Origin of the sequence: Pseudomonas sp. B21-023 (genome assembly GCF_024749165.1) — a bacterium.
Classification (GTDB): Bacteria; Pseudomonadota; Gammaproteobacteria; order Pseudomonadales; family Pseudomonadaceae; genus Aquipseudomonas.
Genome location: NZ_CP087190.1, coordinates 201,688 through 227,073, shown reverse-complemented (window position 1 = coordinate 227,073; position 25,386 = coordinate 201,688). Strand labels below are relative to the sequence as shown.

At 66.0% G+C, this 25,386-nt stretch carries 24 protein-coding genes and 1 other RNA gene; 15 read left to right on the top strand and 10 right to left on the bottom strand.

Features of this window, described 5'->3' with window-relative positions; translation table 11 throughout:
- Positions 1-117: 117 nt before the first annotated feature.
- The 7 genes from LOY42_RS01080 to LOY42_RS01050 form a co-directional block, all read right to left on the bottom strand.
- The gene (locus LOY42_RS01080; protein WP_139674400.1) at positions 118-1,740 is read right to left on the bottom strand and encodes an iron ABC transporter permease; all 1,623 of its coding nucleotides are present in this window, start codon (positions 1,738-1,740) and stop codon (positions 118-120) included.
- Positions 1,741-1,849: 109 nt separating this feature from the next.
- A complete protein-coding gene (locus LOY42_RS01075; RefSeq protein ID WP_046853729.1) occupies positions 1,850-2,851 on the bottom strand; it encodes an extracellular solute-binding protein in 1,002 nt (333 codons plus the stop codon).
- A gap of 133 nt (positions 2,852-2,984) precedes the next feature.
- A complete protein-coding gene (locus tag LOY42_RS01070) occupies positions 2,985-4,202 on the bottom strand; it encodes a 2-octaprenyl-3-methyl-6-methoxy-1,4-benzoquinol hydroxylase (protein ID WP_177486074.1) in 1,218 nt (405 codons plus the stop codon).
- A gap of 9 nt (positions 4,203-4,211) precedes the next feature.
- The gene (locus tag LOY42_RS01065) at positions 4,212-4,694 is read right to left on the bottom strand and encodes a DUF4442 domain-containing protein (protein WP_110697164.1); all 483 of its coding nucleotides are present in this window, start codon (positions 4,692-4,694) and stop codon (positions 4,212-4,214) included.
- Positions 4,691-5,890: a 2-octaprenyl-6-methoxyphenyl hydroxylase gene (gene ubiH, locus LOY42_RS01060; RefSeq protein WP_198754998.1), complete on the bottom strand. Its 1,200-nt coding sequence runs from the start codon at positions 5,888-5,890 to the stop codon at positions 4,691-4,693. Before ubiH ends, LOY42_RS01065 begins: the two co-directional genes overlap by 4 nt.
- Positions 5,887-7,221: a Xaa-Pro aminopeptidase gene (gene pepP / locus LOY42_RS01055; protein ID WP_258599692.1), complete on the bottom strand. Its 1,335-nt coding sequence runs from the start codon at positions 7,219-7,221 to the stop codon at positions 5,887-5,889. The genes ubiH and pepP overlap by 4 nt, the downstream gene beginning before the upstream one ends.
- Before the next feature lie 21 nt (positions 7,222-7,242).
- On the bottom strand, positions 7,243-7,797 hold the full coding sequence (locus tag LOY42_RS01050; RefSeq protein WP_038707024.1) for a YecA family protein: 555 nt from the start codon (positions 7,795-7,797) through the stop codon (positions 7,243-7,245).
- A gap of 146 nt (positions 7,798-7,943) precedes the next feature.
- Here LOY42_RS01050 and LOY42_RS01045 point away from each other — a divergent pair, with 146 nt between their 5' ends.
- From LOY42_RS01045 to LOY42_RS01030, 4 genes are all read left to right on the top strand, one after another.
- Positions 7,944-8,153: a TIGR02449 family protein gene (locus LOY42_RS01045; protein WP_023631616.1), complete on the top strand. Its 210-nt coding sequence runs from the start codon at positions 7,944-7,946 to the stop codon at positions 8,151-8,153.
- Positions 8,150-8,467, top strand: a complete 318-nt coding sequence (locus LOY42_RS01040; protein WP_023631617.1) for a cell division protein ZapA — start codon at positions 8,150-8,152, stop codon at positions 8,465-8,467. Before LOY42_RS01045 ends, LOY42_RS01040 begins: the two co-directional genes overlap by 4 nt.
- Before the next feature lie 17 nt (positions 8,468-8,484).
- Positions 8,485-8,664: non-coding RNA, 6S RNA (gene ssrS / locus LOY42_RS01035), on the top strand.
- 61 nt (positions 8,665-8,725) lie between these two features.
- Positions 8,726-9,334: a 5-formyltetrahydrofolate cyclo-ligase gene (locus LOY42_RS01030; protein WP_139674413.1), complete on the top strand. Its 609-nt coding sequence runs from the start codon at positions 8,726-8,728 to the stop codon at positions 9,332-9,334.
- 8 nt (positions 9,335-9,342) lie between these two features.
- Here the strand turns inward: LOY42_RS01030 and LOY42_RS01025 are convergent, their stop codons facing one another.
- Positions 9,343-9,498 (bottom strand): hypothetical protein, encoded by a 156-nt coding sequence (locus tag LOY42_RS01025; protein WP_011536298.1) that lies wholly within the window; start codon positions 9,496-9,498, stop codon positions 9,343-9,345.
- A gap of 176 nt (positions 9,499-9,674) precedes the next feature.
- Between LOY42_RS01025 and LOY42_RS01020 the strand changes: the two genes are divergently transcribed.
- The 4 genes from LOY42_RS01020 to LOY42_RS01005 all read left to right on the top strand — a co-directional run bounded on the left by LOY42_RS01020 (position 9,675) and on the right by LOY42_RS01005 (position 15,008).
- Complete coding sequence (locus LOY42_RS01020; RefSeq protein ID WP_046853722.1) at positions 9,675-10,124, top strand: EVE domain-containing protein; 450 nt, start codon at positions 9,675-9,677, stop codon at positions 10,122-10,124.
- Between the two features lie 93 nt (positions 10,125-10,217).
- Positions 10,218-11,177: an HlyD family secretion protein gene (locus LOY42_RS01015; RefSeq protein ID WP_046853721.1), complete on the top strand. Its 960-nt coding sequence runs from the start codon at positions 10,218-10,220 to the stop codon at positions 11,175-11,177.
- A complete protein-coding gene (rbbA, locus tag LOY42_RS01010) occupies positions 11,174-13,897 on the top strand; it encodes a ribosome-associated ATPase/putative transporter RbbA (RefSeq protein ID WP_139674416.1) in 2,724 nt (907 codons plus the stop codon). The genes LOY42_RS01015 and rbbA overlap by 4 nt, the downstream gene beginning before the upstream one ends.
- Before the next feature lies 1 nt (position 13,898).
- The gene (locus LOY42_RS01005; protein ID WP_139674418.1) at positions 13,899-15,008 is read left to right on the top strand and encodes an ABC transporter permease; all 1,110 of its coding nucleotides are present in this window, start codon (positions 13,899-13,901) and stop codon (positions 15,006-15,008) included.
- Here the strand turns inward: LOY42_RS01005 and LOY42_RS01000 are convergent, their stop codons facing one another.
- Positions 15,009-15,410 carry a flagellar basal body-associated protein FliL gene (locus tag LOY42_RS01000; RefSeq protein ID WP_046853718.1) on the bottom strand — a complete coding sequence of 134 codons (402 nt, stop codon included), beginning with the start codon at positions 15,408-15,410 and terminating at the stop codon, positions 15,009-15,011.
- A gap of 157 nt (positions 15,411-15,567) precedes the next feature.
- Here LOY42_RS01000 and LOY42_RS00995 point away from each other — a divergent pair, with 157 nt between their 5' ends.
- The 7 genes from LOY42_RS00995 (at position 15,568) to LOY42_RS00965 (ending at position 23,287) form a co-directional block, all read left to right on the top strand.
- Complete coding sequence (locus tag LOY42_RS00995; protein WP_139674421.1) at positions 15,568-16,548, top strand: NADPH:quinone oxidoreductase family protein; 981 nt, start codon at positions 15,568-15,570, stop codon at positions 16,546-16,548.
- A 250-nt stretch (positions 16,549-16,798) separates the two neighbouring features.
- Positions 16,799-18,040: an SfnB family sulfur acquisition oxidoreductase gene (locus LOY42_RS00990; protein ID WP_139674426.1), complete on the top strand. Its 1,242-nt coding sequence runs from the start codon at positions 16,799-16,801 to the stop codon at positions 18,038-18,040.
- Positions 18,041-18,176: 136 nt separating this feature from the next.
- The gene (locus LOY42_RS00985) at positions 18,177-19,358 is read left to right on the top strand and encodes an SfnB family sulfur acquisition oxidoreductase (RefSeq protein ID WP_139674429.1); all 1,182 of its coding nucleotides are present in this window, start codon (positions 18,177-18,179) and stop codon (positions 19,356-19,358) included.
- Complete coding sequence (locus LOY42_RS00980) at positions 19,358-20,749, top strand: LLM class flavin-dependent oxidoreductase (RefSeq protein ID WP_198755816.1); 1,392 nt, start codon at positions 19,358-19,360, stop codon at positions 20,747-20,749. Before LOY42_RS00985 ends, LOY42_RS00980 begins: the two co-directional genes overlap by 1 nt.
- Positions 20,742-21,542 (top strand): MetQ/NlpA family ABC transporter substrate-binding protein, encoded by an 801-nt coding sequence (locus LOY42_RS00975; protein ID WP_258599691.1) that lies wholly within the window; start codon positions 20,742-20,744, stop codon positions 21,540-21,542. The genes LOY42_RS00980 and LOY42_RS00975 overlap by 8 nt, the downstream gene beginning before the upstream one ends.
- Position 21,543: 1 nt before the next feature.
- The gene (locus tag LOY42_RS00970) at positions 21,544-22,653 is read left to right on the top strand and encodes a methionine ABC transporter ATP-binding protein (RefSeq protein WP_258599690.1); all 1,110 of its coding nucleotides are present in this window, start codon (positions 21,544-21,546) and stop codon (positions 22,651-22,653) included.
- Positions 22,643-23,287 (top strand): methionine ABC transporter permease, encoded by a 645-nt coding sequence (locus LOY42_RS00965; protein WP_110697137.1) that lies wholly within the window; start codon positions 22,643-22,645, stop codon positions 23,285-23,287. The genes LOY42_RS00970 and LOY42_RS00965 overlap by 11 nt, the downstream gene beginning before the upstream one ends.
- Before the next feature lie 60 nt (positions 23,288-23,347).
- On the opposite strand, the gene dibA is transcribed toward LOY42_RS00965, so the two are convergent.
- Complete coding sequence (dibA, locus tag LOY42_RS00960) at positions 23,348-25,243, bottom strand: phosphodiesterase DibA (protein ID WP_102683488.1); 1,896 nt, start codon at positions 25,241-25,243, stop codon at positions 23,348-23,350.
- Positions 25,244-25,386: the final 143 nt, after the last annotated feature.

Below are 25,386 nucleotides of genomic sequence, written 5' to 3'. Positions count from 1 at the left end.
TCCTTCCGGGCGTGGCGAGGCGGCGGCGGTCGGCGATGTTCAAGCATCACCTGTTCTTGTAGGACCCGTCGCTGCGAATGCCGCGCATTGTAGCCGCAAGGGAGCTGCGTGACACCCTCAGCGCGGATGCCCCGGACGATGGGCCGAACGGCGGATCAGGCCGATCACCGGCAGCAGGCCGACCAGTACCAGGGTCAACGCTGGCAGCGAAGCACGCGCCCATTCGCCCTCGCTGGTCATCTCGAACACGCGCACGGCCAAGGTGTCCCAGCCAAACGGGCGCATCAACAAAGTCGCCGGCATCTCCTTGAGTACATCGACGAATACCAGCAGGGCGGCACTGAGAGCGCCGGGCACCAGCAACGGCAGATACACCTTGAAAAACAATCCTGGGCCACCGACCCCGAGGCTGCGCGACGCTTCCGGAAGCGATGGGCGGATCCGCTCCAGGCTGCTCTCCAGCGGACCATAGGCCACAGCGATGAACCGGACCAGATAAGCCAGCAACAATGCCGACAAGCTTCCCAGCAACATCGGTTTGCCAGCCCCACCCAACCACTGGGACAGCGGCACTACCAGCTCGTTGTCCAGGTAGCTGAACGCCAACATGATCGACACGGCCAGCACCGAGCCAGGCAAGGCGTACCCCAGGTTGGCCAAGCCGACCCCGGCGCGGATACCAGCGGTCGGGGCCTGCCGCCTGGCGAACGCCAGCAGCATGGCCACGCTGACCGTGATCAACGCCGCCATGGCACCGAGGTACAGGGTGTGCATGACCAGGCCGAGATAACGCTCGTCGAGGTCGTGCCGACCCCGCTGCCAGAGCCACGCCAGCAACTGCAGCATCGGGATGACGAAGGCACAGGCGAACACCAGCAGGCACCAGACACTGGCAGCCAACGCCTTGATACCCCGCAAGTGATAAAGCGCCTGTGCCCTCGGGCGTTCGTTGCCACTGCGGCTGGCCCCTCGGGCCCTGCGCTCGCCATACAGCACCAGGATCACGGCCAGCAACAGCAGGCTGGCCAGTTGCGCCGCGCTGGAGAGGCTGAAGAAGCCGTACCAGGTCTTGTAGATGGCTGTGGTAAAGGTGTCGAAATTGAATACTGCCACCGCGCCGAAATCGGCCAGGGTCTCCATCAATGCCAGGGCGATGCCGGCGCCGATGGCCGGCCGCGCCATGGGCAAGGCCACCCGCCAGAACGCCTGCAGCGGTGACAGCCCCAACACCCGCGCCGCCTCCATCAAGCCCTTGCCCTGGGCCAGGAACGCTGTGCGCGCCAGCAGGTAGACGTAGGGGTAGAACACCAGCACCAATACCGTGATCACGCCACCGGTGGAGCGCACCCTGGGCAGGCGCATGGGCCCGAACACCTCGCGCAGCGCAGTCTGCACGGGGCCTGCAAAATCGAGCAGGCCGACGAAGACGAACGCCAGCACATAGGCCGGGATGGCGAACGGTAACATCAAAGCCCAGTCCAGCCATCGCCGACCGGGGAATTCGCAGAGGCTGGTGAGCCAGGCCAAACTCACCCCCAGCACGGTCACGCCAAGACCTACGCCGACCACCAGGGTCAGGGTGTTGCCCAGCAGGCGACTCATCTGGGTGTCGAGCAGGTGCGACCAAATCTGCATGTCGACCGACTGCCATGACAACAGCAAGACGCTGAGCGGCAGCAGGACCAGGGCGGCGACCAGCAAGACCGGGAGGTACCAGCGACGTTGGGGGGTGTGGGCCAAATGGAAGATCTCGAGGGCTGTGCGATAGCATCGCGGGGCAAGCGCGCTCCCACAACTTTGCGAGAGCGGGCTTGCCCCGCGATCAGTTCTCAAGGATAAGGCGGTGGACTCAGTTCCAGCCAGCCCGATCCATCAAGCGAATGGCTTCGGCCTGGCGCTTGCCAGCGACTTCCACCGGAATGCTGTCGGCCTTGAAGCTACCCCAGGCCGCCACTTCCGCCGAGGGTTTCACCTTCGGGTTGGCCGGGAATTCCTGGTTGATGTCGGCAAACAGCTTCTGCGCCTCCTCGCCGGTCATCCACTCCACCAGTTTCTTTGCCGCTTCCGGGTGCGGGGCATGCTTGGTCAGGCCGATGCCCGACAGGTTGACGTGCACACCGCGGTCACCCTGGTTGGGCCAGAACAGCTTCACCGGCAAATCGGGCTTTTCCTTGTGCAGACGGCCGTAGTAATAGGTGTTGACGATACCCACGTCGCACTGGCCGGCGGCAATGGCCTGAAGCACTGCGGTGTCGTCGGAGAACACGTCGGTGGACAGGTTGTTGACCCAGCCCTTGATCAGTTTCTCGGTCTCGGCCTCGCCGTGGTTCTCGATCAGGGTGGCGGTCAGCGACTGGTTGTAGACCTTCTTCGCCGTGCGCAGGCACAGGCGGCCTTCCCAGTGCTTGTCGGCCAAGGCCTCGTAGGTGGTCAGCTCGGCGGGTTTGACCCGGTCGGTAGAGTAGGCGATGGTCCGTGCGCGCAGGCTCAAGCCAGTCCAGTCGTGGGACGAGGCGCGGTACTGCGGCGGAATGTTCTGGTCGATGGTGGCCGACTTGATCGGTTGCAGGATGCCCATCTGCTCGGCTTGCCAGAGGTTGCCGGCATCGACGGTGAGCAGCAGGTCGGCCACGCCGTTCTCGCCCTCGGCCTTGATGCGCTGCATCAAGGGGGCTTCCTTGTCGGTGATGAACTTGATCTTGACGCCGGTCTTGGCGGTGTAGGCGTCGAACACCGGCTTGATCAGCTCGTCGATGCGCGAGGAGTACACCACCACTTCTTCCGCCGCCTGGGCGGTGCCGCCGAACAGAGTGAGGGCCAGGGCGGCCAGTAGGGGCTTGCGGGGCAACATCGGGGTACTCCTCGCTGGGTTGAGAGGTGCAAATGGTAGTGGTTCCCATTTTTAGACTCATCCGTAGAGCCGTTACCGAATGTTGCAAACAATCGCGGGGCAAGCCCGCTCCCACGCTCCCGCGATGATGGCTTCAGGCCTTGGCCAACGCCGGCAAGTCCCCGGACAACCCCAATGCCTGGCGCACGAACAGCGCCTTGGCCTCCGGCATCTGCTCCACCAGCTTCAGCCCACTGTTGCGCAACCAGCGCAGCGGCAAAGGGTTGGCCTGGAACAATCGCTCGAAGCCCTCCATCGCTGCCATCAGTGCCAGGTTGTGCGGCATGCGCCGCCGTTCGAAGCGGCTCAGCACCTTCACATCGGCCAGGCGCTCGCCGCGCTCGCTGGCACGTACCAGCTCTTCGGCCAGCACAGCGGCATCGAGGAAGCCCAGGTTGACCCCCTGCCCCGCCAGCGGATGGATGGTGTGGGCGGCGTCGCCGATCAGCGCCAGCCCTTCATCGACGTAGCGCTTGGCATGGCGCTGGCGCAGCGGCACGCAGACCCGTGGATCAGCCTCGAGCACGTCCCCCAGACGGCCTTCAAAGGCACGCTCAAGCGCCTTGCGAAACGCCGCGTCGTCCAGCGCCATGGCCTGCTCGGCCTGCTCCGGCGTGGTCGACCAGACAATCGAGCACCAGTCCTGGCGGCCATCACGCGACAGCGGCAGGAACGCCAGCGGGCCTTCATCCGTAAAGCGTTGCCAGGCCGTGGCGCGGTGCGCCTCACTGCAACGCACGCTGGTGACGATGGCGTGATGCAGGTAATCCCATTCGCGGGTCTGGCAGCCCGCCAGGCGACGCACCGCCGAGTTGGCGCCATCAGCGGCGACCACCAGCGGCGCGCGCAGCTTGCGACCATCGGCCAAGGTCACCAGCCATTCGTCGCCGGAGCGGCGTAACTGCTCCAGGCGGGCATTGGCCAGCAGCCCGACATCGCTGTCGTGCAGACGCTCCAGCAGGCCGTCCTGGACCACGCGGTTCTCGACGATATGCCCCAGCACCTCGGCGTGCACGCTGGCCGCGGAAAAATGAATCTCGCCGGTGCCGCTGCCATCCCAGACGTGCATGTCCGAGTAGGGCGAAACCCGGCGCCGGGCGATGCCCTCCCAGGCTCCCAGGCGCTCGAGAATGCGCTGGCTGGCGGCCGACAGGGCACTGACCCTGGGTTCGAAAGGCGCCTCGCCGTCAAACGGCTTGACCGACAAAGGACCGCCGTCGAGCAGGAGCACCTCCAGGCCACTGTGGCGCAAGGCCAGGGCCAGGGCGCTGCCGACCATGCCGGCACCGACAATCAACAGATCTGCGCGCATTTCCATGCCTTACGCCTGCCTCGCTTGCGGCTTGAGCCGCACGTATAAAGTTTTGTCGACCCGCGCCACCAGTTCGCCGGCGCCATCGCGGATCTCCACCTGCAGCCGCGGCAAGTATTTCTTGCCGCTGGCGGTCTGCTGGCGGATCTCGTCGAGCAGCGCGTCGTCGACGTGGAACTGGGCATACACCGGGCCCTTGCCCGGCGAGATGAAATCGATGGAGGCGGCCTTGTCCCAAACGATGTACTCGCGCCCCAGTTGCTCGATCAGCAGCAGCATGTAGAACGGGTCGACCATCGCGTACAGGCTGCCACCGAACTGGGTGCCGACGTAGTTGCGATTCCACCGCGTCAGCTTCATGCGCACCTTGACGCTGCGCATGTCCGGGCTGATTTCCTGGATGTGGATGCCGGCACCCAGGTACGGCGGGTAGACGTTCAGCAACCAGCGCAGCATCCGCGCTCGCCGTGCGAGCCGGCGCGCAGCGCTCATGGGCGGCCCCGCGGATCGGGGCGAGTGCCGAGGCCCATGGCCTGGCGGGCGAACCAGCTTTTCGCCGGTGGCAGCAGGTCCAGCCCGAGCAGGCCGATGTTGCGCCCGGCCGCCAGCAGCGGCTGGCTGCTGCCGAACACACGGGTGACCTGGTCAGAGAAGCCGATGGTCAGGGCCTGGTCGAGGCGCTGGCGCTGGTGATAGGCCTGCAACGTGGCCAGATCGCCCGGCAGCGCCGGGCCGGCCAGTAGCGCATCCGCCAGCGACTGCACATCACGCAGCGACAGGTTGAAGCCTTGGCCTGCGATAGGGTGCAGGCTATGGGCGGCATTGCCCAGCACCACCAGGTGCGGGCGCACCTGCTCCTCGGCCTCCACCAGCGCCAGCGGGTAGAGATGGCGGGCACCGACCTGGCGCAGGGCGCCGAGGCGGTAGCCGAAGGCTTCCTGCAGCTCGCGCAGGAAGCTGCGCTCGTCGAGCTCGGCCAGGCGTTTGGCGTCCATCCCCTGACGGGTCCATACCAGCGCGCAGCGGTTGTCCGCCAGCGGCAGCAGGGCCATCGGCCCTTGCTCGGTGAAGCGCTCGAACGCCTGCCCGGCATGGGCCTCGCCTGGGGTGATGTTGGCGATCAGCGCGCTCTGGTCATACGGCGTGTGGCGCACATGGATGCCCAACTGCTCGCGCAGGCCCGAACGGCCACCATCGGCCAGCACCGCCAGGTCGCATTCCAGCGTGGTGTCGTCGTCCAGCTGCAGCCGATAGCCACCGGCGATGGCCTGCATCGCCTGCACTTGCGCCGGGCAGCGCCAGCTAACCACCTCGTTGTCGATGGCCTGCCACAGGCACTGGCCGAGCCAGGCGTTCTCCACCACATAGCCAAGCGCCGGCACGCCTTCCTCCAGCGCATCCAGGCGCGTGGCGCCGAAGCGGCCACGGTCGGACACCTGGATCTGCCGGATCGGCTCGGCGCGGCGGCTGATGGCCTGCCACAACCCCAGCCGCTCGTAGATCTGCCGGGTGCCGTAGGACAGCGCCGAAGAACGCGCGTCGTAGCTGGGCTGGAAGCTGTCGCCCGGGGCGAACGGCTCGATCAGCAGGATCGTCCAGCCACGCGCCTTGGCCGCGGCCTGCAGCGTCAGGGCCAAACTGGCGCCCACCAGGCCGCCACCGATGATCGCCAGGTTGACCCGGTTCATGCGGCGTCCTTGCGGGCTTCGTGCATCAGCGCCTCGATCTCGGCGACCGTGCGCGGCACGCCTGAAGTGAGGATTTCACAGCCTTGTCTGGTTACCACCACGTCGTCCTCGATCCTTACGCCGATGCCGCGCCATTTCTTCGCCACGGCCTGGTTGTCGGCCGCGATATAGATGCCCGGTTCGACGGTCAACGCCATGCCCGGCTCGAGCACGCGCCACTGGCCACCGACCTTGTATTCGCCCACGTCGTGCACATCCATGCCCAGCCAGTGCCCGGCGCGGTGCATGTAGAAGGCCCGGTAGGCCTCGCTGTCGATCAGCGCCTGCACCTCGCCCTTGAGCAGGCCCAGCGCCACCAGCCCTTCGGTGATCACCCGCACGGTCGCCTCGTGGGCATGGTTCCAGTGCTTGCCCGGGGCGATCTCGGCGAACGCCGCGGCCTGGGCCGCGAGCACCAGCTCGTAGATGGCTTTCTGCTCGGGCGAGAAGCGCCCGCTGACCGGGAAGGTGCGGGTAATGTCGCTGGCGTAGCAGTCGATCTCGCAACCGGCGTCGATCAGCACCAGGTCACCGTCCTTGAGCGGCGCATCATTCTGCTGATAGTGCAGGATGCAGCCATTGCGCCCGGCGGCGACGATCGAGCCGTAGGCCGGCATCTTCGCCCCACCCTTGCGGAACTCGTAGTCCAGTTCGGCTTCCAGGCTGTACTCATGCAGCCCTGCCCGGCAGGCCTGCATGGCGCGCACATGGGCACGGGCGGAGATCGCCGCGGCCTCGCGCATGACCTTCACTTCCGCCGCCGATTTATACAGGCGCATGTCGTGCAGCAGATGATCCAGGGCAACGAACTCGTTCGGCGGCTGGGCGCCCAGGCGCGCCTTGGAGCGGATCACATTGATCCACTCCATCAGCCGGCGATCGAACTCGGGGTTGCCACCCATGTTGCTGTAGACCCGCTCGCGGCCTTCGATCAAGCCGGGGAGAATTTCGTCGATATCGCTGATGGGGAAGGCATCGTCGGCGCCGAAATCATGCACCGCGCCTTCCTGGCCGGCACGCAGGCCGTCCCACTGCTCGCGCTCTGGATTGCGCTCGCGGCAGAACAGCACGTACTCGCCATGCTCGCGGCCCGGGATCAGCGCGATCACCGCCTCGGGTTCGGGGAAGCCGCTCAGGTACTGGAAATCGCTGTCCTGGCGATAGACATGCTCGACGTCGCGGTTACGAATGGCGACTGCGGCGGCAGGCAGGATGGCGATGCTGTTGGGGACCATCTGCGCCATCAGCGCCTTGCGCCGACGGGCGTACTCCGCCTTGGGTATGTGGCTCATGGGCAAACGACCCCGATCAGATCAGTGCAGCGATGGCTTTGGCGCGGGCGCTTCGGGCTTGGCCAGCTCGGTGTACAGCAGCAGCGGGGCGACGCGCAGGTACTCCATGACTTCCATGTAGTCGCTTTCGCCGTCCTCGGATTCTTCCAGCGCTTCCTGGACCTGCGAGATGGCCACCAGGTCCTGGAGCACTTCCTTGGCATCGGTGGACAAGTCCTTGCCACCGGCGTTCAGGCCGAAACCGGTGATGAAGCCCTGGCACCACTGGCCCAGCGCGGTGGCGCGGTCGCTGAGTGCGGCATCATCGGAAGGCAACAGCAGGACGATGGCGACGTCGTCGCCGGTCAGCTCGGCCTTGACCATCTCTTGCAGGCCGACCAGGGCGTTGCGGACAGTGTCACCGGGCTCGGTCTCGAGCAGCTGGGCGGCGTCGGCCAGCCAGGCATCGGCATCGAAGCCGGCGCCGGCGCAGCTGCGGCCGATCAGCAGGCCATGCAGCTCGGCGGGGGTGACTGGGTGGCCATTGCTCGAAAGCAACATGGCGAAGGCAATGTAGGGCGATTGGGTATTGGGCATGGGCAGCTAGGCGCCAGACGGCGCAATGACTAGAATGGAGACCTTGTATCCTAGCACCGGCAGGCGCGCCAAGACCATCGGCACTGGCCGTCGCGCCCTTGGGGCAGGCATGATCGCCAGGCGAGTCAAGGAATCGAGTGCAATCCATGCAAGAGAACGACCTGCAAGCGCTGATGAGCCGGTTCGAGTTGCTGATCGAACGGGTCGAGCAACTAAAGCGGCAAAACGCACTCTTAGTAGCTCAGGAACGATCCTGGCGCGAGGAGCGCGCCCACCTGATCGAAAAGAACGAGATCGCCAAACGCAAGATCGAATCGATGATCCTGCGCCTCAAGGCCCTGGAGCAAGACTCATGAGTTCAAGCAATAGCGTCACCGTCCAGATCCTCGACAAGGAATACTCGATCATCTGCCCGCCCGAGGAGCGCAACAACCTGGTCGGCGCCGCCCGTTACCTGGATGGCAAGATGCGCGAGATCCGCAGCAGCGGCAAGGTGATCGGCGCCGACCGTATCGCCGTGATGGCCGCGCTGAACATCACCCATGAGCTGCTGCACCGTCAGGAACGCCCCGAAGTGGCCAGCGGCGGCACCACCCGCGAACAGGTGCGTGACCTGCTGGAGCGGGTCGACCAGGCGCTCTCCGACGATCCGGTTAGCAAAAGCGACTGAGATTGGTATACTGGCGCCACTCCCTGGGGGATGCGCCAGTCGGTTATGTCCCTGAGCCGATACGCACAACCACGGGGGTTGCACGCTGGGGCCGGTGTGCATGTCCGCCCGACGGAAAGCCTTAACGCCCCCTGCAATCTCCACCTTGAACTTTCGGGTTCAAGGGCTACACCGATAGCGGTCTTGTCGGGGAGCCTGCTTTCAGAACTGCCCGCCTCCAACGGCGGGCTTTTCGTTTCTTCAGGGATCGCCCGTGCCATGACCGACACCGCGCCGCTCACCCGCCCCCAGCTTCGCCGTCTCCTGCGCAACGCCCGCCGCGCCCTCACACCCGCCCAGCAACGCCAGGCCGCCGAGGGCCTCTATCGCCAGCTGGCGCAGCATCCACTGTTCCGCCGCGCCCGGCACATCGCCCTGTACCTGCCCAATGACGGCGAAATCGACCCGCGCCTGCTGCTGCGCGAAGCGCACAGACGCGGCAAGTGTGTCTACCTGCCGGTGCTGCACGCCTGGCCCGCCACGCGTATGGTGTTCCAGCGTTTCGAGCCAGGCGAGAAGCTGCGCCCCAACCGGTTCGGCATCGCGGAACCGATGGTGGAGCGCAAACGCCAACGGCCGATCTGGGCGCTGGACCTGATCCTGCTGCCGCTGGTCGGCTTCGATGAGAGGGGGGGGCGCCTGGGCATGGGCGGGGGCTTCTATGACCGCAGCCTGGCCTACCAGGGCCGGCGCAAGGCCTGGAAAAAACCATTGCTGCTGGGGCTGGCGCATGAATGCCAGAAGGTGGAGCGGCTCAACCAGGCAAGCTGGGATGTACCGTTGCAAGGCACGGTGTCAGACCGTGGTTGGTACCTGGCGGCGAAATGAACCCGCGATCAGCGGTGCTGTTGCTGCGCCGGATCGACGGGCGCCTGCTGATAGGCGGCATCGAGCTTGCGCTCCCACAAACCTTGCGCGTAACCGGTGGTAACCACGCCCAGGCCGAAGATGAAGGCCAGGATCCAGAGCAGGTCCGGTTTACGTTGTTTCATTGATTGCCCCCCAAGAACAACTGTCCAGGCTCGGCGGCTTTCTTGATGGCTGCCGGAGCGTATAGCTTAAAATCGGCGCATTTTCCGACAACATGAGTCGCTAGGCAAACGTTGACGCCAACCGACTGTCGGTTTCATGCAACGAGTTATTTCAAACTCTTTCAGGAGCAGCATCCATGGCCTACTGGCTGATGAAATCCGAGCCCGACGAGCTCTCCATCGAAGCCTTGGCACGCCTGGGCAGCGCCCGCTGGGACGGAGTACGCAACTACCAGGCACGCAATTTCCTGCGGGCCATGAGCGTAGGCGACGAGTTCTTCTTCTATCACTCCAGCTGCCCGCAACCAGGGATCGCCGGCATTGCCCGGATCAGCGCCGCGGCCTACCCGGACCCGACTGCCCTCGACCCGCAAAGCCACTACCACGACGCCAAGGCCAGCGCCGAGAAGAACCCGTGGAGCGCGGTGGATGTCGAGCATGTGCAGACCTTCCGACAGGTACTCGGCCTGGGCCTGCTCAAGCAGCAGGCGGCACTGGAGGAACTGCCACTGGTGCAAAAGGGCAGCCGCCTGTCGGTGATGCCGGTGACCGCCGAACAATGGGCCGCGATCCTCGCGCTGAGCTGATTGTGCGTCTATTGTCAGGGGTTTGATCAATATCAACGCGCCAGGATGCGCGTCGCGCCAGGATAAGGCGTGCAAGCCGCAGGATGCAGACCGATGAATCGAAAAGCCCCCAGAATCTTCGCCTCCGCCCTTGTATTGCTGTTGCTGGCGGCAGGCGGGCTGGGTTACTGGAAGTCCCTTCACGACCGCCTGCCCGAAGGCCTGAGCATGGGCAACGGGCGCCTCGAATCCACCGAAGTGCAGATCGCCAGCAAGGTCCCCGGGCGCCTGGCCGAGGTGCTGGTCGATGAAGGCGACAAGGTCACCCGCGGCCAACTGCTCGCCCGCATCGACACCCGCACCATGGAGGCCCAGCGCAGCCAGGCCGAGGCCGAGGTACTGCGCGCCCGCGAGAACTACGCCGCTGCCCAGGCCAGCGTGCAACTGCGCCAGAGCGAACTGCTGCTGGCCAGCCAGGAGCTCAAGCGCGTTCGCGAAATCTACCAGCGCAAGTTCGCCAGCCAGCAACTGCTCGACCAGCAACAGGCACGCTACGACACCGCCACCTCAGCCGTGGTCGCCGCCCGCGCCCAGCTGGCGGCAATCAAGGCCGCCATCGGCGCCGCCGAGGCACAGGTGGCCCAGCTCACCAGCGAGATCGACGACAGCAGCCTGCGCGCCCCCATCGACGGCATCATCCAGCTGCGCCTGGCCGAGCCCGGCGAGGTGCTCGGTGCCGGTGGCCGGGTGCTGATGCTGATCGATCCCAGCGACCAGTACATGAACCTCTACCTGCCCGCCGCCACCACCGGCCGGCTGACCGTGGGCGACCAGGCGCGGATCGTGCTCGACGCCCTGCCCGAGCAGGCCCTGCCGGCGAAGATCGCCTTTGTCGCGGCCAAGGCGCAGTTCACGCCGAAACAGGTCGAGACCCGTGACGAGCGGCAAAAGCTGGTGTTCCGGGTCAAGCTGCGTCTGACCGAGCCGAGCGCCGTGCCCCAGGCCAAGCCGGGCATGCCCGGCGCCGGGTACGTGCGCACCGCCGACGTGGGCTGGCCGGCCAACCTGCAATGAACGCGGCGACAGCGCTGCAGGCCGACGGTGTCAGCCACCGCTATGGCGATCTGCAGGCCCTGCACCCCCTCGCATTCAGCCTGCCGGCCGGCACCCGCTGCGGCCTGATCGGCCCGGATGGCGCCGGCAAGTCGACCCTGCTCGGGCTGATTGCCGGGGTCAAGCGCCTGCAACAGGGTGAGTTGCAGGTGCTCGGCGGTTCGATCCGCCAACGCCGCCACCGCACCGCGCTGTACCCCAAGGTCGCATTCATGCCCCAGGGCTTGGGCAACAACCTGTACCCGGAGCTGTCGATCCGCGAGAACATCCGCTTCTTTGCCACCCTGTTCGGCCTCGGCCGCGCCGAATGTGAGCAACGCATGGCCAGCCTGCTGCGCGCCACCGACCTCGAACGTTTCGCCGAGCGCCCGGCTGGCAAGCTGTCGGGCGGCATGAAGCAGAAGCTGGGATTGTGCTGCGCACTGATCCACGAGCCGGACCTGCTGATCCTCGACGAGCCGACCACCGGCGTCGACCCGCTGTCGCGGCGGCGCTTCTGGGAACTGGTCGAACAGGTGCGCGCCCAGCGTCCGCAGCTGACCCTGCTGGTGGCCACCGCCTACATGGAGGAAGCCGAGCAGTTCGAGCACTGCCTGATGCTTGATGCCGGTCGCCTGCTGGCTGCGGGCCTGAGCCGTGAGCTGGCCGCGGCCACGCCCAGTGGCAAGCTCGATGATGCCTTTACCCACTTCCAGGGAGCCGGCCGCGAGCAGCCTGAGCCGCTGCGGATTCCGCCACGCCAGGTGGATGATGGGCCGGTCGCCATCGAGGCCCACGACCTGACCTTGCGCTTCGGCGACTTCACCGCGGTCAACAAGGTCAGCTTCGCCATCGGTCGCGGCGAGATTTTCGGCTTCCTCGGTTCCAACGGCTGCGGCAAGACCACCACCATGAAGGTGCTCACCGGCCTGATGCCGGCCAGCGAAGGCAGCGCCAGCCTGCTCGGGCGCCCGGTGGATGCCGGTGACCTGGCCACGCGCAAGCGGGTCGGTTTCATGTCCCAGAGTTATTCCCTGTACGGCGAGCTGAGCGCCCGGCAGAACCTCGAGTTGCACGCTCGTCTGTTCGACCTGGCCAAGGCCGACAGCGCGCCGCGCATCGCCGAACTCATCGAGCGCTTCGACCTTGGCAACATCGCCGACCAGCCTTCCGGCGCCCTGCCACTGGGCCTGCGTCAGCGCCTGTCGCTGGCCGTGGCAGTGCTGCACCGCCCGGAAGTGCTGATCCTCGATGAACCGACCTCGGGCGTGGATCCGGCGGCCCGCGACGATTTCTGGCGGCTGCTGGTGGAGTTGTCCCGCGAACAGGGCGTGACCATCTTCCTGTCCACCCACTTCATGAACGAGGCCCTGCGCTGCGACCGCATCTCGCTGATGCACGCCGGCCGGGTGCTGGCCTGCGACACCCCGCAGGCCCTGCAAATCCAGTTCGGCGGCGACACCTTGGAAGACGCTTTCGTGCGTTGCCTCGAACAGGCCCAGGACGCGCCCACCCAGACACAAGCCGACACCACGCTGGAACAGGCCGCTGCCCCAGCGACCGCCCTGCGCCAGGCATTCAGTCTGCGCCGCCTGCTGGCCGTCGCCAGTCGCGAAGGCAAAGAGCTGCTGCGCGACAAGGTGCGCCTGGCCTTCGCCCTGGCAGGGGCATTGTTCATGATGGTGATCTTCGGCTATGGCATCTCGCTGGATGTGGAAAACCTCGCCTTCGCCGTGTACGACCAGGACCAGAGCCCGCAGAGCCGCGCCTACCTGGAGGCCTTCCGTGGCTCACGCTACTTCGCCGAGCGGCCGCCGATCCGCGATGCCCGCCAGCTGCACCAGCGCTTGCAGCGCTCGGAGATCAAGCTGGCCCTGGAGATCCCGCCAGGCTTTGGCCGCGATCTGCATGCCGGGCGCCAGCCGGTGGTTGCGGCCTGGCTTGACGGTGGCATGCCGTTTCGCGCCGAAACCAGCCGCAACTATGTCGAAGCCGTGCACCAGGCCAACCTCGAACAGCTCGCGGCCCTCGGCCCGAACCCTGTCTCGCGCCAGCAGCCGGTACGCCTGGAAACACGCTTTCGCTACAACCAGGACGTGGTCAGCGTGAACGCCATCGGCCCCGGCGTCATGGCGCTGATCCTGGCCTTCATTCCGGCCATGCTGACCGCGCTGGGTATCGTACGGGAAAAGGAACTGGGCTCGATCACCAACTTCTACGCCACGCCCCTGACCCGCCTGGAGTTCCTGCTCGGCAAGCAGGCGCCCTACCTCGCGGTAAGCCTGGTCAACCTGGCGCTGCTGGTGGCGATGAACCGCTGGCTGTTCGGCGTGCCGCTCAAGGGCAGCCCGCTGGCACTGGCCTGCGGTGGCCTGGCCTACCTGCTGGCGACCACCAGCCTGGGCCTGCTGATCTCCGCGTTCACCCGCACACAGATCGCGGCGATCCTCGGCACCATGATCATCACCAGCCTGCCGACCATCCAGTTCTCCGGGCTGATCGTGCCGCGCTCGTCGCTGGACGGCGCGGCGGCGCTGATGGGCCAGCTGTTCCCGGCCGGCTACTTTCTCGACATCGCCGTCGGCACCTTCACCAAGGCCTTGGGCCTGCGCGAACTGTGGCCGCAGTGCCTGACGCTGCTGGGCTTCTTCGCCGCCTTCACCGGGCTGAGCCTGATCATGCTGAAAAAGCAGGAGGCCTGAGATGAGCCAGCTCTCCCATACCTTGCGCCTGGGCCTGAAGGAACTCACCAGCCTGCGCCATGACAGCGTGTTGCTGCTGTTCCTGCTGTACGCCTTCAGCGTGGCGATCTACATGCCCGCCGCAGGCTCGGTGATCGGCGTGCACAACGCCAGTGTCGCAGTGGTCGACGAAGACCACGGCGCCATCTCGCGCAAGCTCGCCGAGTCGCTGCAACCGCCCGAGTTCCAGCCCGCCGTGGCACTGCCGGCGGATCGCCTTGACCAGGCCATGGACAGCGGGCAATACACCTTCGTGATCAACGTGCCGGTGAACTTCCAGGCCGACCTGCTGGCCGGGCGTTCGCCGGAGCTGCAGGTCAACGTCGATGCCACGGCCATGAGCCAGGCCTTCATGGGGGCCGGCTACATCGGGCGGATCTTCGAACGCGAACTGCTGGAGTACGCAGGCCGCAGCACCAGCAGCCCAGCCGTGCTCAACCCGAAAGCCCTGTTCAACCCCAACCTCGAAGGCGGCTGGTTCCTGGCGGTGATCCAGATCGTCAACAACATCACCATCCTGGCCATCATCCTCACCGGCACCGCGTTGCTGCGCGAGCGTGAGCACGGCACCCTCGACCACTTGCTGGTGTTGCCGCTGACGGCGCTGGAAATCATGCTGGCGAAGATCGCCAGCAACGCCCTGGTGGTGGTGGCCTGTACCTGGATTTCGCTGGAAGTGGTGGTCAAGGGCGCCCTGGGCGTGCCGCTGGCGGGCTCCATGGGGCTGTTCCTGGGGGTGACTGCGCTGTACCTGTTCGCCAGCACGGCACTGGGCATCTTCCTCGCCACCCTGGCGCGCTCGACACCACAGTTCGGCCTGCTGGCGATCCCGGTGATCATCCCGATGCTGCTGCTGTCGGGGGGCAGCACGCCGCTGGACAGCATGCCGCAGTGGCTGCAGTGGGTCATGCAGGGCTCGCCCTCGACCCACTTCGTCAGCCTCGGCGCGGCGATCCTGTTCCGCGACGCCGGACTGAGCGTGGTCTGGCCGGACGTCGCGGCGCTGGCCGCGATCGGCCTGATATTCTTCGGCGTGGCCCTGGCGCGCTTTCGCCGCAGCCTCGCCGCCTGATCACTGCACGATCAGGTTGTTGAACAGCAGGTCCTCGACGATCGGCTTGCCCTCTTCGGACTCCATCACCTGCTGCACCTGTTTCAAGGCTTCCTGGCGCAACTTTTCCTTGGCCTCGACGTTGCTCATGTTGTCCACGCCCTGCTGGGTGAACAGCGCCACCAGCTGGTTGCGGATCAGCGGTTCGTGGTGCTTGACCGCCGTGGCGGCGGCATCCCCGGTCACACGCAGGGCGACGTCGGCCTTGTACACGCGCAGCTTGGGGCCGCCGTCGAGGGCGTAGTTGCCAACGAAGGGCGGGCTGAGGCTGATATAGGCGACCTTGGGCTCGCCTTCCTTTTCCTCGGCCATGGCCGCCGCCGGCAGCATCAGGGCCAGCACCATCAAGATCCACGCTTTCACGAATTCGCTCCTCATTACAGTTGCCGCCAGCTTACCCAGCGCGCCGGCCAAACCCAAGCCCGGGCTTATGCCGGCTCATCAGGGCCGACCATGCTCGTTGACCCTCGGGGCGGCCCTCCTACACTTATCGGCCACCACACGCAAAGGAATAGCCCTGATGAAAGCCTTGTTGTGCAAAGCCCTGGGCCCGGCGCGGGACCTGGTCCTGGAAGAGGTCGCCAGCCCCGTGCCGAAGAAGAACGAGATCCTCCTCGACGTGCACGCCGCAGGGGTCAACTTCCCCGACACCCTGATCATCGAGGGCAAGTACCAGTTCAAGCCACCGTTGCCGTTCTCACCGGGGGCGGAAGCCGCCGGCGTGGTGGCCGCGGTCGGCGAGAAGGCCGGCGCGTTCAAGGTTGGCGATCGGGTCATGGCCCTGACCGGCTGGGGCGCTTTCGCCGAGCAAGTGGCGGTACCGTTCTACAACGTGCTGCCGATGCCGGCGGACATGGACTTCACCACTGCCGCCGCGTTCGGCATGACCTACGGCACCTCGATGCACGCCCTCACCCAGCGCGGTCAGCTCAAGGCCGGTGAAACCCTGCTGGTGCTCGGCGCCTCGGGTGGCGTGGGGCTGGCGGCAGTGGAAATCGGCAAGGCCCTCGGGGCACGGGTGATTGCGGCGGCCAGCAGTGCCGAGAAGCTGGCGATCGCCAAGGCGGCCGGCGCCGACGAGCTGGTCGACTACAGCCAGGCCAGCCTCAAGGACGAGATCAAGCGCCTGACCGGCGGTCAGGGCGTGGATGTGATCTACGACCCGGTCGGTGGCGAGTTGTTCGACCAGGCTGTGCGTGGGCTGGCGTGGAACGGCCGATTGCTGGTGGTGGGGTTCGCCAGCGGGACGATCCCGCAGTTGCCGGTGAACCTCGCGCTGCTCAAGGGCGCGGCGGTGGTCGGGGTGTTCTGGGGCGCCTTTGCCCAGCGCCAGCCGGAGGACAACGCCGCCAACTTCCGCCAGCTGTTCGCCTGGCATGCCGAGGGCAAGCTGAAACCGCTGGTGTCGCAGACCTACGCGCTGGCCGAGGGCGGCGCCGCGATCGAACGTCTGGCGCAACGCCAGGCAGCGGGCAAGCTGGTGGTAACGGTTCAGCGCTGACCTTTCTGCCCTGTCGCTGGCTCACAGTGACAGGGCCGACCCCGCAGTTCTTCTATTCATATTCCTAAACGGTAGTTCATAAACTTTTTATAAACGAATAGGGTATATCAACCGGACCACCGGACCAGCAAACGTCTGTCGCCATCAGCTGAGGCGACGCTTTCAACTTTGTGAGGTTAGGAATGGTCAGGATCACAATCACCCCAGTGCATAACGCCAGGGCATTGAGTGCAGCCAAGGAGCGGTACTGATGTCCAGCCAACCAACTACCCGATTCCACAGCGATCACGACAGCTCACCGCTGCTGCTACCGGCCAAGGTGCTGCGCAACGACGAAGAGGCCCTGCAGGCCGCCCGCGAACTGGCCGAGGTGGCCCGCCAGCAGGCCGCCAAACGTGACCAGCAGCGCAAGCTGCCATGGGCCGAGATCGAACAGTTCACCCGCAGCGGCCTGGGCAGCATCAGCGTGCCCAAGGCGTTCGGCGGCCCCGAGGTCTCGTTCGAAACCATCGCCGAAGTGTTCCGCCTGATCAGTGCCGCCGACCCGGCGCTGGGGCAGATTCCGCAGAACCAGTTCGGCATCCTGCAACTGGTGCGCCTTACCGCCACCCAGGCGCAGCAGGAAGCGATCTTCCGCGCCGTGCTCGACGGCTGGCGCATCGGCAATGCCGGCCCCGAGCGCGGGACCAAGGACACTCTGACACTCAAGGCACGCATTACCCGCGAGGGCGACGGCTATCGCATCAGTGGCGAGAAGTTCTACTCCACCGGCGCCCTGTACGCCCACTGGGTAGCGGTAAAAGCCCTGGACGATGACGGCCGGCAACGCCTGGCCTTCGTCCGTCGCGGCAGCCCGGGGCTGCGCATCGTCGACGACTGGTCCGGCTTCGGTCAGCGCACCACCGCCAGCGGCACCGTGCTGCTCGACCAGGTGCCGGTGGAAGCCGACCTGGTGGTGGACAACTGGCGCCTGCGTGAAGAGCCCAGCATCCAGGGCGCCGCCTCGCAGCTGATCCAGGCGGCCATCGACGCCGGCATCGCCGAAGCGGCCATCGAGGACACGATCCAGTTCGTGCGGGAGAAGTCCCGGCCCTGGATCGAGGCCAAGGTCGAACGCAACAGCGACGACCCCTATGTGATTGCCGACATCGGCCGCCTGAAGCTCGAACTGCACGCCGCCGAGGCCCTGCTGCGCAAGGCCGCCAGGGTGCTCGACGAGGTCAACGCCGGCGAGATCGATGCCGCCGCCGCGGCCCGTGCCTCGATCGCCGTGGCCGAAGCCAAGGTGCTCACTACAGAGATTTCGCTGCAGGCCAGCGAGAAGCTGTTCGAGCTGGCGGGCAGCCGCGCCAGCCTGGCCGAGTTCAACCTCGACCGGCACTGGCGCAACGCCCGCGTGCACACCCTGCACGACCCGGTGCGCTGGAAATACCACGCCGTCGGCGCCTACCACCTCAACGGCACCCTGCCTGCCCGCCATTCCTGGATCTGATTCACGGCCCAGGGGCTGTGGTGCAGCCCTTTCGCCGGCAAGCCGGCTCCCACAAGGATTCCTGTGAAGCCTCACTGTGGGAGCCGGCTTGCCGGCGAAAGGGCCGCACAGCGGCCCCAAGTGCCCGGAGAGCACAATGACTGCATCCATCATCACCACCGACGCCCAGGCCCTGGCCGTCGCCGACGAACTCGCCCACTACCTGCGCGAAGACAGCGCCCTGCGCGACCGCGAACGCCGCCTGCCCCATGCCGAACTCGAACGTTTCGTGCAGTCCGGCCTGTGGGGCATCAGCGTGCCCAGGGCCTTTGGCGGCGCCGGCGTGTCCAGTGCCACCCTGGCCAAGGTCATCGCACGCATCGCCCAGGCCGACGCCTCGCTCGGGCAGATCCCGCAGAACCACTTCTACGCCCTGGAGGTGCTGCGGGTGAACGGCAGCGCCGAACAACAGCAACGGCTCTACGCCGAAGTGCTCGCCGGCCGCCGCTTCGGCAACGCCCTGGCCGAACTCGGCACGAAGAACGCCCACGAACGCACCACCCGCCTGAGCCGCGACGGCGACCATTACCGCATAGATGGCCGTAAGTTCTACTGCACCGGCGCAATCTACGCCCAGCGCATCCCGACCCTGGTGATCGACGAACAGGGCGTATCGCACCTGGCCTTCGTGCCCGCCGACAGCCCGGGCATCGAAGTGATCGACGACTGGAGCGGCTTCGGCCAGCGCACCACCGGCAGCGGCTCGGTGGTGTTCAACCATGTGCCGGTCCGCGCCGAAGACGTGGTGCCGTTCCAAAGCGCCTTCGAGCGCCCGACCACGGTCGGCCCCCTGGCGCAGATCCTCCATGCCGCGATCGACACCGGTATCGCCCGCGCCGCCTACGAGGACGCCCTGCACTTCGTGCGTACCCGCAGCCGCCCGTGGATCGACTCTGGCCTCGACAAGGCCAGCGACGATCCACTGACCCTGAAGAGCTTCGGCCAACTGGCAATCCGCCTGCACGCCACCGAGGCCCTGCTCGAACGCGCGGGTGAAATCCTCGACATCGCCCAGGCCGACAGCAACGCCGAGACCCTGGCCGCCGCCTCGATTGCCGTCGCCGAGGCCCGGGCGATCAGCACCGAGATCTCCCTGGCCGCCGGCACCACCCTGTTCGAGCTGGCCGGCAGCCAGGCCACCCTGGCCGAGCACAACCTCGACCGCCACTGGCGCAACGCCCGGGTGCACACCCTGCACGACCCGGTGCGCTGGAAGTACCACGCCATCGGCAACTACTACCTCAACGACGAAAAGCCGCCGCGCCGAGGGACTATCTGATGGCCAAGCAGATCCTGCTCAATGCCTTCAACATGAACTGCATCGGGCACATCAACCACGGTTTGTGGACCCACCCACGGGACACTTCGACCCAGTACAAGACCCTCGACTACTGGACCGACCTGGCCCGCCTGCTGGAGCGGGGGCTGTTCGACGGGCTGTTCATCGCCGATATCGTCGGCACCTACGACGTCTATGGCCAGTCGCTGGACGTGACGCTCAAGGAGTCGATCCAGTTGCCGGTCAACGACCCGCTGCTGCTCGTCTCGGCCATGGCCGCCGTTACCAGGCATCTGGGCTTCGGCCTCACCGCCAACCTGACCTATGAAGCGCCTTACCTGTTCGCCCGGCGCCTCTCCACCCTTGACCACCTGAGCAACGGCCGGGTCGGCTGGAACATCGTCACCGGCTACCTCGACAGTGCCGCCCGGGCCATGGGGCTGGAACAGCAACCCGAGCACGACCGCCGCTACGACCAGGCCGACGAGTACCTGCAGGTGCTGTACAAGCTACTCGAAGGCAGCTGGACCGACGATGCCGTGGTCGCCGACCGCGCGCAGCGCGTGTATGCGCGGCCGGACAGGGTGCGCAAGGTCGAGCACCAGGGCGAGTTCTACAAGGTCGACGGCTATCACCTGTGCGAGCCTTCGCCGCAGCGCACACCGGTACTGTTCCAGGCCGGCAGTTCGGCGCGCGGTTTGGCCTTTGCCGGCAACCATGCCGAGTGCGTGTTCATCAGCGGCCAGGAAAAGGCCGCCACCCGCGCCCAGGTCGACAAGGTGCGCGCAGCGGCGCAAGCCGCTGGTCGCGACCCGCAGGCGGTCAAGGTATTCATGGGCATCACCGTGATCGTTGCCGCAACTGAAGACCAAGCCCACGCCCTGCACGCCGAGTACCTGCATTACGCCAGCGCCGAGGCAGGTGTTGCGCATTTCGCCAGTTCCACCGGTATCGACTTCTCACGCTACGAACTGGACGAACCCATCGGATTCGCCAAGGGCAATGCCATCCAGTCCGCCACCCGCCAATTGCAGGACAGCGCCTGGACTCGCCGCCGCCTGCTGGAGCAGCACGCCTTGGGCGGCCGCTACGTGACCCTGGTCGGCGACCCCGGGCAGGTGGCCGAGCAACTGATCGGCTGGCTCGACGACACCGGCCTGGACGGCTTCAACCTGACCCGCACCGTCACCCCGGAAAGCTTCGAGGCCTTCATCGACCTGGTAGTACCCGAACTGCAACGCCGTGGCCGCTACAAGACCGACTACGCCGAAGGCACCCTGCGCGAGAAGCTGTTCGCCAGTGACCATCCGCACTTGCCCGCCGACCATCCCGGATCCTCCTACCGCAACACCCCCACCCCTGCCCCGACTGGAGCCCTGCACCATGCTTGAAAAACTGTTCCGGCCCGTCGCGGCCATCGCCCTGGGCCTCGGCCTGTCCGCCGCCGCCTTCGCCGCGGAGCCACTGAAGATCGGCACCACCGCCGCCTTCGCCATCCCGTTGGAAGCGGCGGTGGCAGAAGCCCACAAACATGGCCTGGAGGTGAAGCTGATCGAGTTCAGCGACTGGATCGCGCCGAATGTCAGCCTCAACAGCGGCGACATCGACGTGAACTACTTCCAGCACATCCCCTTCCTGGAAAACGCCAAGGCCGCCGCCGGCTTCGACCTGGTCCCCTATGCACCGGGGATCATCAACAACGTCGGGCTGTACTCGAAAAAGTACAAAAGCTTTGCCGAGCTGCCCGAAGGCGCCAGCGTGGCCATCGCCAACGACCCGATCAACAGTGGCCGTGGCCTGCAACTGCTGGCCAAGGCCGGGCTGATCACCCTCAAGCAGGGCGTGGGTTACAAGGCCACCGAGGACGACATCATCGCCAACCCGAAGAAGATCAAAATTCTCCAGGTGGAAGCGGTGCAACTGGTGCGCGCCTATGACGACGCCGACCTGGTGCAGGGCTACCCGGCCTATATCCGCCTGGCCAACACCTTTGACGCTGCGTCGGCGCTGCTGTTCGACGGCCTGGAGAACAAGGAGTACGTGATCCAGTTCGTTATCCGCCCACAGGAGAAAAACGACCCGCGCCTGGCCAAGTTCGTCGATATCTACCAACACTCGCCAGCCGTGCGCGCCGCCCTGGACAAGGCCCATGGCAAGCTCTACCAGGCCGGCTGGGAAGGCTGACATGGCCCAGGCCAGCGCCCTCAGGGCGCCCATCCCCCCTGCCGAACCGTGCAAGGCCGAGGAAACGGCCCTGCGCCCGGAAGTGAACCAGGCGCACATCCGCTTCATCGGCCTGGGCAAGACCTATCCGGGCCAGGGCCAACCAGCGCTGCAAGGCATCGACCTGAACATCCGCCGCAGCGAGATCTTCGGCATCATCGGCCGCAGCGGTGCCGGCAAGTCTTCGCTGCTGCGCACGATCAACCGCCTGGAACAGCCCAGCCAGGGCCGGGTGCTGATCGACCAGGTGGATATCGCGCCGTTCGACGAGGACCGCCTGGTGGCCCTGCGCCGGCGCATCGGCATGATCTTCCAGCATTTCAACCTGATGTCGGCCAAGACCGTGTGGCAGAACGTCGAGCTGCCGCTGAAGGTGGCCGGCGTGGCCAAGGCCGAGCGCCAGCGCAAGGTACGCGAGCTGCTGGAGCTGGTGGGCCTTGCGGAAAAGCACCATGTCTATCCGGCGCAGCTGTCGGGCGGGCAAAAGCAGCGCGTCGGCATCGCCCGGGCGCTGGTGCATGACCCCGAGATCCTGCTGTGCGACGAAGCCACCTCCGCGCTGGACCCGGAAACCACCGCCTCGATCCTCGAGCTGCTGCGCGACATCAACCAACGCCTGGGCCTGACCGTGGTGCTGATCACCCACGAGATGGCGGTGATCCGCGATATCTGCCAGCGCGTGGTAGTGCTCGAGCGGGGCGAGATCGTCGAACAGGGTGAGGTCTGGCAAGTGTTCGGCACACCGCGCCACGACGTCACCCGCACCCTGCTCGCACCGCTGCAGACCAAGCTGCCGGCCGCCTTGCAGGCCAATCTACGCAGCCAGCCGGGCAGCCGCGACGCGGCCGTGGTGCTCAAGCTCGACCTGGTGGGCGAGCCGGATCTGAGCGCCCTGTTCAGCGATCTGGGCGGACGCGTGCGGCTGCTCCAGGGCGGCGTCGAGACCATCGGCGAGCATGCCTTGGGGCAACTGATCCTGGCAGTGCGCGGCTCGCCGCTGGACACCCGCCAGTTGCTCGAACGCGCCCGCCGCTGGGCCACGGATGTGGAGGTACTCGGCCATGTGGATTGATCGCCTGCTGCAAGGCTTGCTCGACACCCTGCTGATGGTCGGCGTGTCCTCGCTGGTCGCGCTGGTCGTCGGGGTGCCGATGGCAGTGCTGCTGGTCACCAGCGACAAGGACGGGATCTTCGAGGCCGCCGCGCTGAACCGGGTGCTGGGTGCCATCGTCAACCTGTTCCGCTCGATCCCGTTCCTGATCCTGATGGTCGCGCTGATCCCCTTTACCCGCCTGGTGGTCGGCACCACCTATGGCGTGTGGGCCGCCGTGGTGCCGCTGACAATTGCCGCCACGCCGTTCTTCGCGCGCATCGCCGAGGTCAGCCTGCGCGAGGTGGATCACGGCCTTATCGAAGCGGCACAGGCCATGGGCTGCCGGCGCTGGCACATCGTCTGGCACGTGCTGCTGCCCGAGGCGCTGCCGGGGATCGTCGGCGGGTTCACCATCACCCTGGTGACGCTGATCAACTCCTCGGCCATGGCCGGGGCGATCGGTGCCGGGGGTTTGGGCGATATTGCCTACCGCTACGGCTACCAGCGCTTCGACAGCCAGATCATGCTGACCGTGATCGTGATGCTGGTGGCGCTGGTGGCGGTGATCCAGCTGGGTGGGGACCGTTTGGCCAAAGGTTTGAACAAGCGTTGAGCCCATCGCGGGGCAAGCCCGCTCCAACCAGTGGGAGCGGGCTTACCACGCGATACGGTGTCAGCCCCAGTGCAGCTCCGCCGCCGGCACCGGCCGCCCGAACCAGTACCCCTGCCCCAGCTGGCACTGCTGCTCCAGCAGGAACCGCGCCTGCTCGGCCTGCTCGACCCCTTCGGCATGCACCTGCATGCCCATGCTTCGCGCCAGGGCGATGATCACCCGCACGATGGCAATGTCGTCTTCATCATGGGGCAGGCCTGCCACGAAGCCCTGGTCGATCTTCAGCTTTTGCACGGGCATGCGTTTGAGCCGCAGCAATGACGAATAACCTGTACCGAAATCGTCGATGGCCAAGGTCACGCCCAGCTCGCGCAGGCGATGCAGCTGTTCCAGGGCGACCTCGGGGTCTTCCATCACCGCGCTCTCTGTCACTTCGAGCTCGAGCAGCGACGGATCCAGCCCGGTATCGTGCAGCGCATCGGCCACCTGGCGGTACAGGTCACGCTGGCTGAACAGGCGACTGGAGATGTTCACCGCCACGAATGCCAGCTGCCGCCCTTCGGCCTGCCACTGCACCATCTGCCGACACGCTTGGTGCAGCACCCAGGCGTCGATTTCGGCAATCAGCCCGGTACGCTCGGCGATGGGGATGAACTCCCCGGGGGGAACCAGGCCACGCACGGGATGCTGCCAGCGCACCAGCGCCTCGACGCCGATCATCCGGGCGGTGAACAGGTCGTGCACCGGCTGGAAGAACACCCGCAGTTCCTGCTGTTCGAGCGCCCGGCGCAACTCGCCGGCGGTCTCGACCCGCTGCTGGGCATGGGCGGTAAGCTCCTCGGTGTACAGCGCGTAGCAGGCGCGGCCATTGCTCTTGGCCTTGAACAGCGCCGAATCGGCGTTGCGCAGCAGCTGCTCGGCGCTCAGTGCATCGTTGGGGAACAGGCTGATGCCGATGCTGGCACTGATGAACAGGCGGTTGCCCTCGAAACAGAACGGTTCTTTCAAGCGCTCGATGATCGATTGCGCCAACTTGCCTGCCTGGCCGACCTGCTGACAGCTCTCGGCCAGCACGCCGAACTCGTCTCCCCCCAGGCGCGCCAGGGTCACACCGTTGCCCAGCACCTCGCGCAGACGTTCGCCGACCAGCTTGAGCAGTTGGTCGCCAATGGTGTGGCCGAGGCCGTCGTTGATGCTCTGGAAGTGATCGAGGTCGAGCAGCAGCAAGGCGCAGCCGCGCTTGTTGGCCTGCGCCGCGGCCATCGCCTGCATGGCGCGATCATTGAACAGCAGGCGGTTGGGCAGACCGGTCAGCGGGTCGTGGTGAACGAGATAGGCCAGCTCCTGTTCGGTGTGCTTGATCACGCTGATGTCGCTGAACACTGCGACGTAATGGCTAAGCTCACCACTGTCGTCACGAATGGCGCAGATCGTCTGCCATTGCGGGTAGATTTCCCCGCTTTTACGGCGATTCCAGATTTCCCCGCTCCATTCGCCCTGCTCCGCCAGCGCGGCATAGATCTGCTGGTAGAACGGCGCTCCATGCCGCCCTGACTTGAACTTGCTCGGACGTTGGCCGATGACTTCTTCCTGCTGGTAGCCGGTAATGCGCATGAATGCCCGGTTGACGTGCACGATCAGGCCGTTGCGATCGGTCACCAGCACCCCTTCCAGGGTGCTGTCGAACACCGCCGCAGCCATGCGCAGGCGCTCGCGGTCATCGCTGCGCAGGCGCGCGCCGATACCAATGAAGTTGAGCAGGCGCGCACGTGAAACGAAGATCAGCGCGGCACTGAGCAAGACCCAGAGCACGACATTGATCTGCCGCCCCACGGCAAGGGCCAACGGATCCTCGGTCATGCCGTGCAAGACCAGCTCGGACAGCACCAGCCAGAGAATCGAAAGCAACACGTAGAGCCCGGCCATGCGCAAGGCGTCGCGAACGGAAACAGACATGTCGGGTGAATGAGCCCATGAAAAAAGAAGGGGCATTATAGGGGCTGAAACACCCTGTGACTTCCTATCCAAAAGCGCGACTGGTTTTATTTCCCCGCCAAAGGATAATGCCTGCGTTGTTCCGCCTGTTTTCCGAGGGTATT

Bases quoted from the DNA above. Each gene is read 5' to 3' on its own strand.
- LOY42_RS01075 (WP_046853729.1), bottom strand. From the start codon at position 2,851: ATGTTGCCCCGCAAGCCCCTACTGGCCGCCCTGGCCCTCACTCTGTTC.
- LOY42_RS01070 (WP_177486074.1), bottom strand. From the start codon at position 4,202: ATGCGCGCAGATCTGTTGATTGTCGGTGCCGGCATGGTCGGCAGCGCC.
- LOY42_RS01065 (WP_110697164.1), bottom strand. From the start codon at position 4,694: ATGAGCGCTGCGCGCCGGCTCGCACGGCGAGCGCGGATGCTGCGCTGG.
- ubiH (WP_198754998.1), bottom strand. From the start codon at position 5,890: ATGAACCGGGTCAACCTGGCGATCATCGGTGGCGGCCTGGTGGGCGCC.
- pepP (WP_258599692.1), bottom strand. From the start codon at position 7,221: ATGAGCCACATACCCAAGGCGGAGTACGCCCGTCGGCGCAAGGCGCTG.
- LOY42_RS01050 (WP_038707024.1), bottom strand. From the start codon at position 7,797: ATGCCCAATACCCAATCGCCCTACATTGCCTTCGCCATGTTGCTTTCG.
- LOY42_RS01045 (WP_023631616.1), top strand. From the start codon at position 7,944: ATGCAAGAGAACGACCTGCAAGCGCTGATGAGCCGGTTCGAGTTGCTG.
- LOY42_RS01040 (WP_023631617.1), top strand. From the start codon at position 8,150: ATGAGTTCAAGCAATAGCGTCACCGTCCAGATCCTCGACAAGGAATAC.
- LOY42_RS01030 (WP_139674413.1), top strand. From the start codon at position 8,726: ATGACCGACACCGCGCCGCTCACCCGCCCCCAGCTTCGCCGTCTCCTG.
- LOY42_RS01025 (WP_011536298.1), bottom strand. From the start codon at position 9,498: ATGAAACAACGTAAACCGGACCTGCTCTGGATCCTGGCCTTCATCTTC.
- LOY42_RS01020 (WP_046853722.1), top strand. From the start codon at position 9,675: ATGGCCTACTGGCTGATGAAATCCGAGCCCGACGAGCTCTCCATCGAA.
- LOY42_RS01015 (WP_046853721.1), top strand. From the start codon at position 10,218: ATGAATCGAAAAGCCCCCAGAATCTTCGCCTCCGCCCTTGTATTGCTG.
- rbbA (WP_139674416.1), top strand. From the start codon at position 11,174: ATGAACGCGGCGACAGCGCTGCAGGCCGACGGTGTCAGCCACCGCTAT.
- LOY42_RS01005 (WP_139674418.1), top strand. From the start codon at position 13,899: ATGAGCCAGCTCTCCCATACCTTGCGCCTGGGCCTGAAGGAACTCACC.
- LOY42_RS00995 (WP_139674421.1), top strand. From the start codon at position 15,568: ATGAAAGCCTTGTTGTGCAAAGCCCTGGGCCCGGCGCGGGACCTGGTC.
- LOY42_RS00990 (WP_139674426.1), top strand. From the start codon at position 16,799: ATGTCCAGCCAACCAACTACCCGATTCCACAGCGATCACGACAGCTCA.
- LOY42_RS00985 (WP_139674429.1), top strand. From the start codon at position 18,177: ATGACTGCATCCATCATCACCACCGACGCCCAGGCCCTGGCCGTCGCC.
- LOY42_RS00980 (WP_198755816.1), top strand. From the start codon at position 19,358: ATGGCCAAGCAGATCCTGCTCAATGCCTTCAACATGAACTGCATCGGG.
- LOY42_RS00975 (WP_258599691.1), top strand. From the start codon at position 20,742: ATGCTTGAAAAACTGTTCCGGCCCGTCGCGGCCATCGCCCTGGGCCTC.
- LOY42_RS00970 (WP_258599690.1), top strand. From the start codon at position 21,544: ATGGCCCAGGCCAGCGCCCTCAGGGCGCCCATCCCCCCTGCCGAACCG.
- LOY42_RS00965 (WP_110697137.1), top strand. From the start codon at position 22,643: ATGTGGATTGATCGCCTGCTGCAAGGCTTGCTCGACACCCTGCTGATG.
- dibA (WP_102683488.1), bottom strand. From the start codon at position 25,243: ATGTCTGTTTCCGTTCGCGACGCCTTGCGCATGGCCGGGCTCTACGTG.